General features: G+C 35.8%; 19 protein-coding genes. All 19 read right to left on the reverse strand.

The genetic code is table 11. The features are described from left to right. Positions 1–25: 25 nt before the first annotated feature. Positions 26–922, reverse strand: coding sequence for a peptidoglycan recognition protein family protein (locus G6534_RS06895; protein WP_182082532.1), 897 nt, complete (start codon positions 920–922; stop codon positions 26–28). Positions 923–1,406: 484 nt separating this feature from the next. Further along, positions 1,407–2,498, reverse strand: coding sequence for a sensor histidine kinase (locus tag G6534_RS06900; RefSeq protein ID WP_059073554.1), 1,092 nt, complete (start codon positions 2,496–2,498; stop codon positions 1,407–1,409). Beyond that, positions 2,495–3,181 (reverse strand): response regulator transcription factor, encoded by a 687-nt coding sequence (locus G6534_RS06905; RefSeq protein WP_010019368.1) that lies wholly within the window; start codon positions 3,179–3,181, stop codon positions 2,495–2,497. The genes G6534_RS06900 and G6534_RS06905 overlap by 4 nt, the downstream gene beginning before the upstream one ends. A 198-nt stretch (positions 3,182–3,379) precedes the next feature. Next, a complete protein-coding gene (gene gndA, locus G6534_RS06910; RefSeq protein ID WP_059073553.1) occupies positions 3,380–4,804 on the reverse strand; it encodes an NADP-dependent phosphogluconate dehydrogenase in 1,425 nt (474 codons plus the stop codon). A 68-nt stretch (positions 4,805–4,872) separates the two neighbouring features. Next, positions 4,873–5,430: a YceD family protein gene (locus G6534_RS06915; protein ID WP_059073552.1), complete on the reverse strand. Its 558-nt coding sequence runs from the start codon at positions 5,428–5,430 to the stop codon at positions 4,873–4,875. Next, entirely contained in the window at positions 5,430–6,524 is a 1,095-nt protein-coding gene (locus G6534_RS06920; RefSeq protein ID WP_059073551.1) for a nucleotidyltransferase family protein, read from the reverse strand. The genes G6534_RS06915 and G6534_RS06920 overlap by 1 nt, the downstream gene beginning before the upstream one ends. An 8-nt stretch (positions 6,525–6,532) precedes the next feature. After that, the gene (locus G6534_RS06925) at positions 6,533–7,264 is read right to left on the reverse strand and encodes a class I SAM-dependent DNA methyltransferase (protein WP_182082533.1); all 732 of its coding nucleotides are present in this window, start codon (positions 7,262–7,264) and stop codon (positions 6,533–6,535) included. Next, a complete protein-coding gene (gene rsfS, locus G6534_RS06930; protein WP_182082534.1) occupies positions 7,264–7,620 on the reverse strand; it encodes a ribosome silencing factor in 357 nt (118 codons plus the stop codon). Before rsfS ends, G6534_RS06925 begins: the two co-directional genes overlap by 1 nt. 1 nt (position 7,621) lies before the next feature. Then, on the reverse strand, positions 7,622–8,224 hold the full coding sequence (gene yqeK / locus G6534_RS06935) for a bis(5'-nucleosyl)-tetraphosphatase (symmetrical) YqeK (RefSeq protein ID WP_059073549.1): 603 nt from the start codon (positions 8,222–8,224) through the stop codon (positions 7,622–7,624). Continuing rightward, positions 8,217–8,855, reverse strand: coding sequence for a nicotinate-nucleotide adenylyltransferase (locus tag G6534_RS06940; protein WP_082666887.1), 639 nt, complete (start codon positions 8,853–8,855; stop codon positions 8,217–8,219). Before G6534_RS06940 ends, yqeK begins: the two co-directional genes overlap by 8 nt. Before the next feature lie 15 nt (positions 8,856–8,870). Then, on the reverse strand, positions 8,871–9,185 hold the full coding sequence (locus tag G6534_RS06945; protein ID WP_059073547.1) for a YhbY family RNA-binding protein: 315 nt from the start codon (positions 9,183–9,185) through the stop codon (positions 8,871–8,873). Positions 9,186–9,195: 10 nt separating this feature from the next. After that, positions 9,196–10,308, reverse strand: coding sequence for a ribosome biogenesis GTPase YqeH (gene yqeH / locus G6534_RS06950; RefSeq protein WP_119317891.1), 1,113 nt, complete (start codon positions 10,306–10,308; stop codon positions 9,196–9,198). After that, positions 10,295–10,822 carry a YqeG family HAD IIIA-type phosphatase gene (locus G6534_RS06955; RefSeq protein WP_059073545.1) on the reverse strand — a complete coding sequence of 176 codons (528 nt, stop codon included), beginning with the start codon at positions 10,820–10,822 and terminating at the stop codon, positions 10,295–10,297. Before G6534_RS06955 ends, yqeH begins: the two co-directional genes overlap by 14 nt. A 68-nt stretch (positions 10,823–10,890) precedes the next feature. Further along, positions 10,891–11,247 carry a 50S ribosomal protein L20 gene (gene rplT / locus G6534_RS06960; protein ID WP_010019355.1) on the reverse strand — a complete coding sequence of 119 codons (357 nt, stop codon included), beginning with the start codon at positions 11,245–11,247 and terminating at the stop codon, positions 10,891–10,893. A 35-nt stretch (positions 11,248–11,282) separates the two neighbouring features. Next, positions 11,283–11,480, reverse strand: a complete 198-nt coding sequence (rpmI, locus tag G6534_RS06965) for a 50S ribosomal protein L35 (protein WP_057815472.1) — start codon at positions 11,478–11,480, stop codon at positions 11,283–11,285. Positions 11,481–11,494: 14 nt separating this feature from the next. Continuing rightward, on the reverse strand, positions 11,495–12,028 hold the full coding sequence (gene infC / locus G6534_RS06970; RefSeq protein ID WP_029606492.1) for a translation initiation factor IF-3: 534 nt from the start codon (positions 12,026–12,028) through the stop codon (positions 11,495–11,497). Positions 12,029–12,291: 263 nt separating this feature from the next. Further along, complete coding sequence (locus G6534_RS06975; protein WP_059073544.1) at positions 12,292–13,278, reverse strand: zinc-binding dehydrogenase; 987 nt, start codon at positions 13,276–13,278, stop codon at positions 12,292–12,294. A gap of 56 nt (positions 13,279–13,334) precedes the next feature. Then, complete coding sequence (gene thrS, locus G6534_RS06980) at positions 13,335–15,302, reverse strand: threonine--tRNA ligase (protein WP_059073543.1); 1,968 nt, start codon at positions 15,300–15,302, stop codon at positions 13,335–13,337. Between the two features lie 301 nt (positions 15,303–15,603). After that, entirely contained in the window at positions 15,604–16,512 is a 909-nt protein-coding gene (gene dnaI, locus G6534_RS06985; RefSeq protein ID WP_059073542.1) for a primosomal protein DnaI, read from the reverse strand. Position 16,513: the final 1 nt, after the last annotated feature.

Here is a 16,513-nt window from a genome sequence, read left to right on the forward strand (position 1 = left end):
CACAATTGAGTTTTACTTATTTTTTTTACTCTAGATAACTTGCGGCAACCCACTCATTTGTAGCAACACGGTGATAAGTTACCCCACTGATATTTTTAGTCTGATCAGTGTACCAAGCAGTATGATTTGCCAGTGCTCGGTTCTTAATTTTAATCATCTGATTATTACTAAAGGCAACCAATGGTACATAACTGCCATTCTTGTTGTCAACTTTAATCGTAGAATTAGGATTAACGGCTTCTTGAGTAGCAGCACTGACACCATAAGCATTACCTGTCGTCTTTAAATTATTGTAATAATATCCAATCATGTCGTAGAGCTGATACATACTGTAACCTTGATTTTTAAAATAGCCCGTTGGATCACTGTGATTTGTTTCATGATATGTGAGACTCACTTGGTTGTGTGAAACAATGGTTTTTTCAGGCTTGTCAGGTATGTTGTATTGTAACAGCTTGCTAGCAGCGTAATAGGCATCATTAGCAATAGAGCGGGCAAATGAATCATAATCATGTGTCCGACACAATTCTACTTGGATAAATTTGGAATTGGCAGTAGGACCAGCACCCCAAACACCATAGTCAGTATTGTGAATATTGATAATTTCATTGTTATCGACAAAAGCGTGTACATAAGCCTCAACTCTAGGCCAATTGTTATTAAAAAAACTCACTTCATCTTCAGCTGTCGCATTATTATCAGCAGTTTCATGAATTACGATTCCTTCTGGCTTTCCGACACCATTTTCGTAAGGAAACCATTCACTAAAAGTCCCCTCCCGATTTTGAATTGTCGCCGGTTTGATCTGATTACTAATAATATAATCGTTGACTGTTTGAGCAGAAGCATTTTGTGTTGTCCCCATAAATAGAAAAGCCAAAAAACTCACTGCTAAAACAGCTATCCCTAGTTTTTTCTTCATTTTTCTATCCCCTTATAAGCTTTAAATTACTAGTAAAAATGCTTTATTACAAGCGCTGTAACAATAACTTAATATTAGGAATATTTTTTTACTTGCGGACAATTTGGCTCTTACTAAAAGTTGGTTAGCGTTAAATTGCCGTCGTCCGTTTTGTTTTGTAGATCAGTACTGTATTTATTTATTACGAACAAATCAAAATAGCGCCCATTCAGGCACCCCTAATGGACACCGAATAGACGCTATCAACTTTTAAATTAAAACCACTATCTAGTCCGGAATAGCAAAGAAAATTGGCTCAAATGTGAAATTATTCTTAGCAATTTATTGCTTAGAATAAGGCCGAGCTTGAAGACTTTGCCCGGTTTTGGTCTTAGCAAAGGCTCCAAGTCATGCCCACATTGTTCCAGCCAAATTTTCTTTGCTATGGAGGACGGAATTCTATCACTAATCTAATTTAAGAAAAAGTAAATCTGGATAAATATTATTATTTTTCAGTTTCATTTTCTTTTTCAGTCTGCTCTTCTTCAGGTTTAACTTGCACTAATGGCAATTCAATCTTAAAAACAGTCCCAGAACCAACGACGCTTTCAACCTCTAAGCTACCATGATAGATTTCAATCAAGCGTTTAGCGATAGAAAGCCCTAAACCGTTTCCTCCACGTTTTCTAGAGCGAGCCTTGTCAACTCTATAAAAACGATTGAAAATGCGTTTCAGGTCGTTTTTTGCGATTCCTAGGCCATAATCTTGGACTACCACCTCTAACAAAGCTGAGTTAGTTGAAGCAGCAAAATTGATTTCTTTGCGGTCGGCTGAATATTTGAAAGCATTATCCAGCAAAATTACCAATACTTGCTCCAAGTGATTACGGTAGATCTTAACTTCACTACCCTCACGGATATCGTCATCGAAATTGATCACAAAATCTGGATGCAACATTTTGAAGTCGTTTGCCACTTGCGTAAACAAAGGCTTAACTTCAGTTGTCTGCTCCAAATATGCACTGTCGATCTGTTCAACACGTGTAAGATCTAGCATCTCTTGAATCAAGGATTGCATACGTTTTAATTCTTGCAAAGAAGAATTGATTGAATCGTTCAACACTTCAGGATCATCTTTACCCCAGCGTTGCAACATACTCAAATGACCTTCCAACACAGCCACTGGCGTTCTTAATTCGTGTGAAACATCTTCCACGAACTCTTTTTGCTGATTAGTATATGCCTGCATACGGTCGAGCATCTTGTTGATATTAATAGTTAAATCATAAATTTCATCATTTCTCTTACGTAATTTAATACGAGAGTCTGAGTCTGGTTTCTTATTCAAGTCATCGATTGTTTTATTGATTTTCTTTAAATCGTTCAAAACCAAAGTAACAGCATAAAATGACAAAACAATTCCCAATAAAAAGACCACTACTCCACCAATAACCAATTTCAGAGTAAAATTATTGATTTCATTGACTGAAGCAACACTTTGGACAGTTCTCATTGCTAGAACACTGACAAAAATGTAAGCCAACAAAATTACAATAGAAATCAAAGCGGTCCATTTAAATCTAATCGAAATTCTCATCGACGCATCACATACCCTTTACCACGGACAGTAGAAATGTAACTAGGTGCACCGAGGCGATCGATTTTATTACGAAGGTATTTGATATAAACATCCACAACGTTAGTTTCAGTTGATGAACCTGTTCCCCAAACACGTTCTAATAAGTCATCACGACTCAAGACTGTGCCGACATTTTCCATCAAGGCACTCAACAAATCATATTCACGGCGAGTCAAATCGATCACTTCACCATTACGTTTCAATGTTTGAGTTGTCTTATCAATTACCAAATTCTTATATTTAAGCACTTGATCATTATTTCTCGTTACATCGATATCCAAATCGATTCGTCGTAACAATGCTCGAATGCGAGCTAGCAATTCTTCAATTGCAAAAGGCTTAACGATATAATCATCAGCCCCATGGTCTAATCCTGATACACGATCAATTATTGAATCACGTGCTGTCATCATAATAATTGGTGTGTTCTTTTCTTGACGAATACGACGGCAAACTTCGATACCATTCAACTCAGGAAGCATCAAATCTAGAAGAATTAAATCCCAATCTTCAGATAAAGCTGCGTCCAGTCCGGTTCTACCATCACGTTCAACAGTCACTTCGTAATTCTCATGTTGAAGTTCGAGTTGAACGAATTTTGCCATATTCTCTTCGTCTTCAATAACAAGTATTTTAGCCATACGTATCTCCTATACATAAAATATTAAATTATCTTTAATTATAGCTTAATCATTAATTAAAATGTGTCACGCTTTTGGCAATGCATTAATGATTTTAACATATAGCAAAAATTAAAAGAAGACAAGCTTTTATTTTATTTTTTTTTAAACATAAAAAAAGAGGCGATTTTTCGCCCCAATTTTAATATCAACTTATAATTATTGCTCTTCATACCAAGTATAGTGGAATGTACCTGGTTTGTCGTTTCTTTCATAAGTATGAGCACCAAAGTAATCTCTTTGAGCTTGAGTCAAATTAGCTGGCAATGTTTCTGAACGATATTGATCGTAGTATGAAATAGCAGCCATAAATCCAGAAACAGGAACACCTGCTTGAACAGCAAAACTAACAACGTCACGAACATCTGATTGATATTCTTTAACGATACCCTTGAAGTAATCGTCTAGTAGCAAGTTATCTAGTTTTGGATCTTCATCATAAGCATCAGTAATCTTTTGTAGGAATTGAGCACGAATGATACATCCAGCACGCCAGATTTGAGCAATCTTACCATAGTTAAGATCCCAATCATAGTGATCTGAAGCAGCTTTCATTTGAGCAAATCCTTGAGCATAACTGATAATCTTACTGAAGTACAAAGCTTTGCGGATCTTAGCAACTAAGTCGTCAACATCTTTAACAACTGGTTTTGTTTCAGGAGCAGGCAAAACCTTGCTTGCTTTAACACGTTCGTCTTTGTAGGCAGAAACGTAACGTGAGTAAACTGATTCAGTGATCAATGATTGTGGAACACCTAGTTCAAGAGCACTTTGTGAACTCCACTTACCAGTACCCTTGTTACCAGCTTTATCCATAATCTTATTAACGATGTAATCGTCAGTACCTTCGTCATCTTTTCTAGTTAAGATTTGTGAAGTAATGTCGATCAAGTAACTTGAAAGTTCACCCTTGTTCCAGTCTTGGAATACTTCGGCAATCTTTTCAACGTCATTGTTGAACAAGTGCTTCAACAAGTTGTAACTTTCAGCGATAAGTTCCATGTCACCGTATTCGATACCATTGTGAACCATCTTGACATAGTGACCAGCACCATTTGGTCCGATGTATGTAACACAAGGTGCGCCATCTTCGTCAGCTTTAGCAGAAATTTGTTCCAAAATAGGAGCAACTAAGTCATAAGCTTCCTTTTGACCACCTGGCATCAATGAAGGACCATGCAAGGCACCAAGTTCACCACCGGAAACACCCATACCGATGAAGTTGATTCCAGATTTATCCAAACGTTCATTACGTTCCATAGTATCTTCGAAGAATGTATTACCACCATCGATCAAGACATCACCCTTGTCCAACAAAGGCAATAGTTGCTTGATGACAGCATCAGTACCAGCACCAGCTTTAACCATCATCATAATACGACGTGGTTTTTCTAGTGAGTCAACGAAATCCTCAATTGTATAACTTGGTACCAATTTCTTGTCGGGATGTTCTTCAACAACCGCTTTAGTCTTTGAACCTGTACGATTGTAGATTGCTACTTCATATCCACGACTTTCAATGTTTAGGGCAAGATTCTTACCCATAACAGCCATACCGATAACACCAATTTGTGGTTTTGCCATTATAATAACTACCTCCGATTTTTGTTCTCATACCTATAGTAACAAAAAAATAAAAAAGGAGTATATAATTACTCCTTATCATCATTATTATTAAATAAATTTTTTAATTTGGCAAATTCTGGGTTAACGTGTTCTTCTTCTTTTTGACTCTTAAAGTCATCTTCAGAAATAACTTCCCAATTTTTACCTGAAGGCATAATATTCTCTTCCTTTTCCTTCTTAGTTAAAACTTTTGAAGGAATACTCAACAAAATATTATCGATCACTGATTCATAAACATTAATAGTTGGATTTTCATCATCCACGGGTATAACAACATTGTATTGTTCCAATTCTTCTTCATCGGCCACGCTATCAACGTTGTAAGCTTCATTAACTCGAACATCAACTGGTAATTTTACTGGCAACAAACTACGAGTTGAAGGAACAGTCAATGTAGTCTTGATTTTTACATCAGAAATAACTAAACCATTGTCATTGAATAATTGACCTTTGACAGAAACTTTGTCAGCGTCCAAAACATCCTCTGAACGTGTAGTTAATTCTTTAGTTAAATCGAGTTCTTCCTCAAATTCAAACGGTTTGTCTTTGTAGCGACGAACGTCTTGAACATCCCAATTTAGCATTAATTTACCCCTTTCATATAAGGCATTTTTCCAAAATCTTGTGTTTTTTTACTTTGAAGCTGAAATATTTGATCAGCTCTGACTTCTAATTCTAAAGTTTGGGCCTCTTTTTTGCCAACTTTAGTAATTAAATTAAAGTCTTTTTTGTGTTGGTTTAAATATTTACGACCATTTCCACTAAATCCTAATACTCGTAAATAAGGATTTTTATAAACATTATCAATCTCTTCAGATTGAATATTCATTAAAGTGTAAATCATCAAACGTCTCAAACGGGCTCTTGTGTAACGCTTTGACTTCACTCGGTCCAGGAAATCTTCAAAATCATTGCTGATCATAATTTCCTTTTTCAGCTTATATTCTAGTCCTTCGACCATTTGATAGATTGAATGAAGTTCTGGAATATCGGAATTTATGATTTGATAACGTAGATATGGATAAAAATCATCCCAAGTATACGTTTGATTTTTATTTATCAACTGATTAGTTAAATCAGGCACCTCAGAAGAAACAGAAGAACCTAATTTCAAATCAGTTCTAACGCTAGTAGCACTAAATCCACTTTTTCTAAGAATCGTTTGAAAATTAATTGGATAATGATTCTTCTCTATTTGTTGAACGTAATTTAAACCTAACATTTGATTAGGTAAATCAGCAATATCGATACCTAAACGCTGATAATACGAAGTTAAATTAGTAGCTGAATTTTGTTGATAATCTTGTTTGAATTGATTATCGGCTGTTAAAATCTTTTGAGCAATTTTGACAAAATCAAGCTCTTTTTCAGTTCCAAATACTAAGGTATCAATTTTTAATAAATTCAATAACTTCATAGCACCTTGAGCAAATAACTCTGCCGGTTGGACAGCAAAAGCTAGTGGTAATTCGATAACTAAATCAACGCCTAAATCAATTGCTAATCTAGCTCGATTCCACTTATCTAAAACAGCAAAATCACCCCGCTGTACAAAATTGCCTGACATCACGGCAATCAAGACATCAGGGTGATATTTTTGTTTGATCGTATCGATAAAAATTTTATGACCGTTATGAAACGGATTGAATTCGGCCACTACACCATAAACTTTTGTCATAGAAACCTCTATTTTTCAGCAGCAAAGAACCAACGAGTTGAATCATCTTTAACCTCTGAAGTACCAAATTCGGCACTGACTGAGACCTTTTTGAAGCCGATATCTTTTAAGATAGCTACAAATGTCTCAATCGGATAAGTTCTTTCTTTGTGCAATTCAGTATTAACTGAATAACCTTTGATTTTCTCATCCCAATTAAAGAACGTTAATTCATGTTCGATGCTGTGTGGATATTCACCTTCAAAACTATTCCACATAAAAGCGGAATCTTCAGTCCGATGGTTGAACATGTATCCAGGAAAGACTTCATCCATTTGATAAAGCGAATGTGCATCGAATAAGTATTTACCGCCATCATTTAAATGTTGTAAAGCCTGATTGAAGGCAATTGCTAGTTCATCTTCATCTTGTAAATAACAAATTGAATCATCAAAACAAGTGATAACGTCGTACTTATCAAAGTCATATAAATCCATCATATTACTAGGAATAAAGGGGATTTTTTGATTGGCTTTTTGAGCTTTTTGTTCAGCAATCTTCAACATCTGCTCAGAAAGATCAGTTCCAGTAACTTGAAATTTATCAGCCAACAGAATTGTTAAATCACCAGTTCCACAAGCTACATCCAATAATTTTTTATTGTCGCCTGTAACTTGTTTTTCGACGTACTGTGCCCACTTGCTATACAATGAATCATCCATCAATTCACTATAAACGCTGGCAAAAGAATTATAAATCATTATTCAGTTACCAAATCAGAAATATCAACTTCTGGAGCATCTGACCAAAGTTTTTCTAGATTGTAGAAATCACGTTTTTCAGATGTGAAGACGTGAATAACAACATCATGCAAGTCGATCAAAACCCATTCAGAGTTACGATTTCCTTCAACGTGACCAATTTCAATGTTATTTTCGCCTGCTTTATCCAAAACAGATTGCACAATAGCATCAACTTGACGTTGTGAACCGGCATCCATGATTACAAAGTAGTCAGCCATAATACTTACTTCGCTGATATTTAGAACTTTGATATCATTAGCGTGCTTTTCATCAGCTGCTTTCACAGCAATTTCCATCATTTTTTTTGAGTCCAAATTATAATTCTCCTTTTTTGATCCAGTAATTGTAACTAACAAAAGTTGCTGGATAAATTTCTTTATTTGTATCAACTAAATGTTGAATCGAATGTTTTAGTTCAAAAGTTACAGCACTATCAAGTGATTTTTCAGCATATTTTCTTGCTTCATCGATACCAGGAAAATCTCGACCTGGTTCAACAAAATCACCTACAAAGACACATTTGTCTACTTGTGTCATGTTTGTAGAGCCAACAGTGTGTCTTCTAATAGCGTTTAGTACATCTTCATCATAAATACCCAACTCATCCTTAATAATCTCAGCACCGACAATTCCGTGCCAAATAGCGTTATTAGCATGTAACAACTCTGGGTCTAAATGTTTTTTGTTAATTTCAGTAATAAATTCTTCATCGCTTCGTTCTTTTGCGTAGTCATGCAATAATCCAGCCAAACCAGCTCGATCTACATCGCCACCAAATTCGGCAGCTAAAGCACGTGAAGTTTTTTCAACCCGCAAACAATGATTATAACGAAAATCACTCAAGGTGTCTTTCATTCTGTTCAAAATGTCTGCTCGTTTCAATCCACTTTTGATGCCTTCGTAATTAAATTCACTCACGATAAAGCCCCCTATCCTTGATATACCAAGCTACATCATCAGGAACCAAATACTTAATTGATTGTCCCTGTTTGACTTTTTCTCGAATCATACTCGAACTAATTTCCAATTCCGGAGTATTTACCCAAAGTATAGGATACTTTGATTTTTCCTCAAAGCCTTTTCGACAAACTCCAACAAAATGTACCATTTGAATTAATTCATCAATATGAGACCATTTTGGCAAATTCTCTACCATGTCTCCTCCTATTATAAAGTAATACTCTGTATTAGGATTTAAGTCTTTGAGCATCTTGATTGTTTCAAAAGTATAGCTAACACCGCCGCGACGAATATCGGTCAAGTCCAAATCAAAATGCATGTTGTTACGAATAGCTAATTTGATCATTTCAATCCGATCATCGCTTTTAATATCAGGAATAGTCTTCTTGACGCCACGGTGAGGTGGAATTTTATCAGGCAAGAACAAAACTTTATCTAAACACAATTGTTCATAAACTTGTTCAGCTATCACTAAATGTCCTAAATGAATTGGATTAAAAGTGCCACCTAATATTCCGACGTGTCGCTTTGGCAAATTACTATGAAATTCTAATTTTTCTTTAGTTAATAATTGTTTTTGAGTATTCATAATTAGTCACTTAAATTACATTTTCTCTAATTCAATTGAATATTTACGATTTTTGATCTTTGAAGCTTTCTTATAGAAAACCATTTTGGAACCGATTGTTTGAATGTGAACGATACCTGAATCGAATTCGTTTAAAGCTTCGATTAGATCTTGTGGTTCAACCATTGTGTTTTGAAGCAAAGAAACTTTAATAAGTTCATTTTTTTCGATTAACATTTCCAATTGTTTAAGTAAGTTTTCAGTAATACCATCGCGACCTACTTGAATAACTGGCTTCATCGTTGCTGCTTGGCTTCTTAAATAACGGTTCTTTTTTCCTTTAATTATCATTAAATTCTCCTTAAATTATCGCATTACGGATTGATACGTGAACACCATCTGGGACGTAGGCTTTGACTTTAGTTCCAGCCGGAATTGTGACCCAACCTAAACCATAAATAACGATATCTGATTTTTCATGCGCTGAAAAGATTTGACTCTTGAATTTAGGGAATTCTTTGATATCAGTTGGTGGTGTCAAAATATCACCGAGATGTTTTTCATAAAATTCATCGGCATTTACGGTCTTCGTTCTGTGCAATGGCAATCCTTGGTTGACGTAGAAAGTTACATTAGTTCTTTCATTTAGAAAGTCCAAACGAGCTAAACCAGCCACAAAGATTGTTTGTCCATCACGCAATTGGAAAGTTGCAGGACGTAATGGCTTCTTAGGTGTCACTGTCTTCAAATCTTTGGCATTCAAGAAATGAGCTAATTGATAACGGTGAATAATTCCGGGTGTATCAACTAATGAATGACCATCATCCAAAGGAATATCGATTCGATCCAAAGTAGTTCCTGGGAATCGAGAAGTTGTGATCAAATCTTTGATATCAGAATTAGAACTAATAATTCGGTTGATCAAAGTTGATTTACCAGTATTAGTAGTTCCGACAACATAGACATCTTTTCCATCACGATATTTCTCGATCATGTCCATCAATTTATCGATGTTGATACCTTTGACAGCTGAAACCATAATTTGGTCAACTGATTTAATACCGTTTTCTTTGCTCTTTTGTTGCAACCAGTTCAAAAGACGATTTTGATTAACTGAAGCTGGTAATAAGTCGACTTTATTACCAACCATCAAAATCTTCTTGTCACCGACGAATCGTTGCAATCCGGGAATTACACTACCTTCGTAATCGAAAATATCAACTACGTTAACTACTAAGGCATCTTTTTGAGAAATTGAGTCTAACAACTTCAAAAAGTCGTCATCAGAAACATCAACGTCAGTGATTTCGTTGTAGTTACGAAGTCTGAAACATCTCTTGCAGAGTAATTCTTTTGAATCATCTTCGGTATATTTTTTCAAAGTAGAAGCTTGAACAAAACCTGGTTTGTCTTTATCTTCTGTTTGAAGTTTTGCACCACAACCTATGCAGTACAATTCATTATCTTCTGTCATTTAATGAATCCTTCCAGTATAAATTCTTATCACGCTTTTGCATTGCTTTTAAGATAGGACGTTCAAAAAATCTATTAATACGAGTCTTCTTGGCATCTGTCTTGACTAAGGGTTTGACTAGGACGGTCTTTAAGTTAGCCATGTTGCCTGCTAAAACATCGGTCATCACTTGATCACCAACAAATAAAACATTTTTAGGATCGATGTTTTCTTCTTTGAGATGCTTCATGATTACGAATGGCAAAGGTTTCACCGCACGTGCCACGATACTAACAGGCAAGTCTTTAACGGCCTTTTCTACACGTTCATAACTATTATTAGAAACAATCATCACTTCAATATTATTTTGGGCCATTAAATTCAGCCATTTACGCAATGATAAATCATACTCGTTACTATTCCATGGCAAAAGGGTATTATCCAAATCTGTCATGATCTTAGTAATATGTAGTTCTTGAAGATCTTCTACAGTCAGATCAGTAATTTTATCGAGCATAATATAGGGTTTAAACATAATTTAATCCTCGTCTTCGAATTAGTAAAAAAACGTAATTTGGGTTTATCCAAATTACGTTTTTAAAATTAAGCTAAAGCTTTCTTAGCTGTATCTACTAAACTTGTAAATGCTTTTGGATCTTCAATAGCAATTTGGGCCAACATCTTACGGTTAATGTCAACGTTAGCTAATTTCAAACCATGCATTAATTTGCTGTAACTGATTTCGTTCATTCTTGCAGCGGCATTGATTCTAGCAATCCATAACTTACGGAAATCGCGCTTAACTTGGCGACGATCACGGAATGCATAACGGTATGAAACCATGATTTGAGTATGAGCTGCTTTAAAAGTGATATGTTTTGAACCACGATATCCCTTAGCTAATTTTAAAACTTTCTTACGACGTTTGCGAGTTACTGTTCCACCTTTTACACGTGGCATAATGACTCCTCCTTTTGATTATAAAGAATAAATAATTAGTATGTTGCGAGCATGCGTTTCATACGTTTCAAATCACTTGAGCCTACCATACCTGGCTTAGCTAATTGACGACGTTGCTTCTTAGTCTTACCGTGGAAACGGTGACTTGTATATGCATGGCTTCTCTTCCAACCACCATTAGCAGTGATCTTAAATCTTTTTGCTGATGCGCGGTGTGTCTTTTGTTTAGGCATTGAAAATCCCTCCACTATTTCTTCTTTTTGTTATCTTTTGAGTTAATTGGATCAAGCATTAAGAACATACTACGACCGTCCATTTTTGGCTTAGTTGTTACTGTAGCAACATCCTTAGTCTTATCAGCGACGCGGTCCAAGACTTCCTTACCTATCTCTTTATGAGTAATTGCTCTACCCTTAAAGCGAAGAGAAACTTTGACCTTATCACCCTTAGCCAAAAACTTACGAGCATTATTAAGCTTTGTATTAAAGTCGTTTTCTTCAATAGTTGGGCTTAAACGTACTTCCTTAAGACTAACAGTTTTTTGTTTTTTACGTGCTTCACGATCTTTCTTTTGTAGATCGAACTTATATTTACCATAATCCATAATTCTGGCAACAGGTGGTTTAGCACCCGGTGACATTAGAACTAGGTCCATATTAGCAGCTTCAGCTAAACGTTGTGCCTCAGCCTTTGGTTTAACACCAACTTGATCCCCATTTTCAGAAATCAATCGTACTTCTTTTGCACGTATTTGATCATTTATTAATAAATCTCTTGCTATGAGTAGTCACCTCCGGAGTAATTTGGCCCACAAAAAAAGCGGGCTGCACAAGCATGCCCACTATATTATTTACGCAATCGTATTAACCTAGAGGCGAATGCATAGGTGAGAAGCGGGCGCTTCTGCTTAATCTCAACAGTTATTAACTATACCATAATAATGCCAAGTGTCAATATAACTTGTCAAAATAATATAATTAATTCGTTTTCAACTTTTCTAATTTAACATAATTCTTCATTCTTTACAATCAAGTTAACTCGACATTAATCCAAAACAGCCACGATTTTGCCTTCAGTTTGATGATTTTTGATCAATTGTAACCCATCTGGAATTTCTTCAAAACTGATTTGTTTGGTTATCAATGGATCAACAATTCCTTCAGATACTAATTTAACTAATGATTCGGCCATAACTGACAAATCATTGAGCTGACTAATACTGCCACCATTATGAGCTCCACCTAAATTAACGCTTAGTACGCTTTGACCTTTAACGGTTAAATCATAATTGGACAAATCAGGTGTGTTCAAAATATCAATAACCGCCCCATTATATGCCAATCTCGACAAATCTTTTTGAACTTCAACACCACCAACCAAATTGATGATCAAATCTACTCCAACGCCATCAGTTATCTTATTGATCTCTTCGGAAGTATTTTGCTTTTTATAATCAATCACAAAATCGGCACCAATTTTCTTAGCAAAGCTAACTTTCTTAGTCGAAACAGTTGTAATTACTGTTAAGCCTAAGTATTTTGCTAATTGAACGGCAATGCTACCTACTCCACCAGCGCCAGCATGAATCAAGACATTTTGTTTACCAGTCAAATTCATTTTTCGAAACAAGGCAGAATAAGCCGTTAATCCTGAACAAAGAATTGCTGCTGCCGATTGATAGGAAACATTATCGGGAATCCTGGCTACGACATTGTACTTAGCTTTAGCATATTCAGCATAAACGCCATCTTTATTTAAATCACTGTGAAAAAAGACTCGTTGGCCAATTTGAAAATTTTTAGGATTTTTGCTCCCCACCGAAACAATTTCTCCAGCAGCATCTAACCCTAAAACATGTGGATCATTCCAATTGAGTGGATGATCTTCAATTAGTTTATAATCAACTGGATTTAATCCAACTGCTTTTACCTTAATTAAAATTTCATCATTATTAATAGTAGGTTTAGCAACTTGAGTAATTTTTGCATCGGCTATTTGAGTTTTATCGTGGGTAATTGTTAATGCTTTCATTTTTCCTCCAAAAAAAATGTAAATCCACAATGTGAATTTACATTTTGCTTTATTGATTAGTCTTTGTCTGCTTTGTCAGTAACATCTTTACGACTGTAGTTAGCAATATCAGCAACTACTGAACTGACGAACATCTTAGCATTTTCTGAAGCTGAATCATCTTCACCATATTTTCTTACTGAAACTGTGGCATTCTTAGATTCTTCATCACCAATAACAACTGTATATGGAATCTTCATTGTTTGAGCATCACGGATCTTGTAACCCATCTTTTCATCACGGTCATCAAGTTCAGCACGGATATTCTTAGCACGTAATTCTGAAAGAACTTCGTTTGCATAATCTGCGTGAAGTTTGTTGTTAACAGGAATGATACGTACTTGTGTTGGAGCTAACCATGTTGGGAAGGCACCCTTGTAAATTTCAATTAGGTAAGCGATAAATCTTTCCATAGTTGAAACGATACCACGGTGAATCATAACTGGTCTGTGGTCTTCTCCATCAGCACCAACATATGTTAGTTGGAACTTCTCTGGTTGCATAAAGTCTAGTTGGATAGTTGATAGTGTTTCTTCGTTTCCAAGAGCTGTCTTTGTTTGAACATCAAGTTTTGGACCGTAGAAAGCAGCTTCACCCTCAGCTTCGTAGTACTTCAAACCAAGGTCATCCATAGCAGCTTTAAGCATTGATTGTGATCTGTTCCACATTTCATCATCATCGAAGTACTTTTCAGTATTAGCTGGGTCACGGTAACTTAGACGGAATGTGTAATCTGTGATATCAAAGTCTTTGTAAACTTCAACCATCAATTGTAGTGTACGTTTGAATTCTTCTTGAATTTGGTCAAGAGCAACGAATGTGTGACCATCATTTAGAGTCATTTCACGAACACGTTGTAGTCCTGACAAAGCACCTGATTTTTCATATCTGTGCATCATACCAAGTTCAGCGATACGTAGAGGCAAATCTCTGTATGAACGGTTGTGGTGCTTGTAAATTTGAATATGTGAAGGACAGTTCATTGGACGTAGTTCAAGCATTTCGCCATCACCCATATCCATTGGTGGGAACATGTCTTCACGGTAGTGTGCCCAGTGACCTGAAGTCTTATAAGCATTCAAGTTCATTAGGATTGGTGTGTAAACGTGTTGGTAACCCCAAGCAACTTCTTTGTCGATGATGTATCTTTCAATAACACGACGAATTGTTGCACCATTTGGCATCCAGTATGGAAGACCAGCACCAACTTCTGGGTCAACGAAGAACAAGTCAAGATCACGACCAATTGTTCTGTGATCACGTTCTTTAATTTCAGCACGACGTTTAAGGTCAGCTTTTAGTCCATCTTCTTTATAGAAGGCTGTACCATAAATTCTTTGTAGCATTGGATTACTTGACTTACCTTGCCAATAAGCACCAGCAACTGAAAGTAATTCAAAATGCTTCAAAGCCTTAAGATTTGCAAGTACAGCATCGTAACCAAAGTCAACAAAATCGTCTAATTTGTAAACAGGAATTTGAACTGAGTCAATTGCGTTGATCAATGATGACTTGTATGGATCGTCCTTGAACATATCAGCAAGATCTTTCTTGTCCATCATTGATCTTTCAATCTTGTCATTGTTTTTGATGATCTTATTCATCAAAGCAGTGATCTTTGGTAATTCATCAACACTGATTTGACCATCAGCACTATCAGTATCTACGAAGAAACCATCATCATTTGTGTGTTTTTCACCGAAGTGAAGATCTTTCTTGAAACTCTTAGCAGCAGCACTGAATACCAATGCAGCAGTATTTCTCAATACCTTTTGAGCATCTTCTTTATCTTCTGCTGAGATAATTTCGATTTTACCATCTTGTTTCAATGGACGTTCTAGGTCTACTAGGACATCATTGATTTTACCGGCAACAGCTTTTTTGCCTAGAGATGTACTGATTGATTTAGCAACATCCAAGGTTGTTGTGCCTTCGTCAAACTCCTTAACTGAATCGTCTGGGAATGTTAACTTGATTTTTGACATAGACTATTTCCTCCTAAGTATTAGATAACAAAAAAATACGTCCCTGAAGTACATCCATATCAATCGATATGTGCATACTTCAGGGACGTATTTTCTACGCGGTTCCACCCACTTTAAAACTGTACAACAAATAACAGTTTTCTCTCATTTGGTTATAAAGTAACCGGCCATTATACAGTTTTACGTGAAAGTGGTAACTCCAGTAATGGGTAAGCTTCCAGTAATCGTACCCTCCCTGAATTAGAACCGAAGTGTTATCTTTCATGGCTTTATTGAAACATTTATTTTTCAGAAATGCAAGTTATTTTTCAAATCTTCTATTAGGACCAGTTACAATTACTTCTCTAGAGAGGTATCTAACTCGCTCCATAATACGTTTTGCTTTAACTGGCTCTTCTTCACCGCGCTGGTTGATAGCAAGGTGTTTTTCCAATTCTTTCATTGAAAAATTGGAAGAGAAAAAGGTTGGTAAATTCTCTTGCATGCGATATTGCAAAATAACTCCTAAAACTTCATCCCTGATCCAACTAGACATTGAGTCTGCCCCAATATCATCTAGCATCAAAATTTCGGCGCCTTTGATTTTATTCACTTTCGCCAAGACACTGTTCGTACCGATAGAGTTTTTCATTTCAACGGCAAAGGTTGGAAAATGCATCATCGTTGTATGAATATCATTTTTGAATAATTCATTAGCAATTGCACCTAACAAATATGTTTTACCAACGCCAAAATCTCCAGCTAGATACAATCCTGGCACAAAGTTTTTTTGATTCAAATAATTATCGATAAAATCTAAAGCTTTTCCTAATGCATCTTGACGACCACTACCACCATAGTCATCTAATTTAGCATTTCTGATATCAGATGGCATATCCATCAAGACAAAACCAGTTTCATATTGATCACGTTTCTCCTTGTTTTGAGTTCTTTCATTAGGATAATAAGCCACTTCAATATTGTGATTATTGACGATCAATTTAGGATAATAGCCTTTGGACAATTCGCTGGCATGATTCTTATTATTATAAAATTCATAAATACTAGCAGCACTCGTTGAAAGAGCATTGGGATTGATTGAATCACTATTTTCCTTGAGAAACTTCTGTACGTCGGGATCTTTTAATGCACCATTAAGTAAACGGCGATAATCCTCCGTTAAATTTTTTGAATTTAAATATTCTGCCAGTCTGTTTCCTAAATTTTCCATG

Origin of the sequence: Companilactobacillus pabuli, from assembly GCF_014058425.1 — a bacterium.
GTDB classification, from domain to species: domain Bacteria; phylum Bacillota; class Bacilli; order Lactobacillales; family Lactobacillaceae; genus Companilactobacillus; species Companilactobacillus pabuli.